The 805-nt window shown below is 48.4% G+C and carries 1 protein-coding gene; it reads right to left on the reverse strand.

Annotated features, from left to right (window positions below; all coding sequences use genetic code 11):
- Window positions 1-805: hypothetical protein (locus tag J7439_RS25680; RefSeq protein ID WP_209204897.1), on the reverse strand; the 805-nt coding region annotated here is incomplete at both ends.

The raw sequence follows: 805 nt of genomic DNA on the forward strand, positions 1-805 counted from the left end.
GGATAATGCCTTAGTGAGTACTTCATTGCAGCGTGGATCTTCACGATGTTTTTCAATCCAGAACTGGATACCAGTTCCTCCATGGATAGCCAATATCGGCAGCAATGATCTCAGCGCAGCACGAACAACCACCCTGTCATTTCGTGGACTTTTGTGGGCATTAAGATATTGTTGGAATTCGGCAATGGTCATGTTCCATTTTGCGGACGCAGAAGAAAAGTACAGAGCCAGTGCTTTCATTTGACTTGATTCTAAAAGTTCATCTTCTTCATCACTGCTGTCGCCTCCAATGTCCGTAGAATAACCTTGCTGTTTAAGATATTGGCGGAGTTTGTTCTCATTATCAGTCAGTTCTTCTCCTGAGGGTACTCCAAAGCCTGCAAATATGCGGCAAGAAAGTTTCAAAAGACTCTTCTTTTCATCCGAGGGTAGCCATTGAATAAAGGCTTGCACTTTCGTCTTTTCCGGTAAGCCTTTGCCATGACACATGGCGGAAATATTGGTGACCAGCGTCCGGTCGAGCGGTTTGCCCTTAACGTCCTCGTCTTTGCCCTCCTGCCAGCCCTCTTTCAAGCAGGGCAGTGTCAGGAAGGCCTCCACGTCCTTATCTTTCGGTAAGCCTTTAGAAGAACGCATGGAGGAAATATTGGTGACCAGTGCCCGGTCGAGCGGTTTGCCCTTGACGTCCTCGTCTTTGCCCTCCTGCCAGCCCTCTTTCAAGCAGGGCAGGGTCAGGAAGGCCTTCACGTCCTGATCTTTCGGTAAGCCTTTGCCATGACACATGGAGGAAATATTGGTGACCAGT

This window comes from Salinisphaera sp. G21_0, from assembly GCF_017744115.1.
GTDB lineage: Bacteria > Pseudomonadota > Gammaproteobacteria > Pseudomonadales > Endozoicomonadaceae > Endozoicomonas.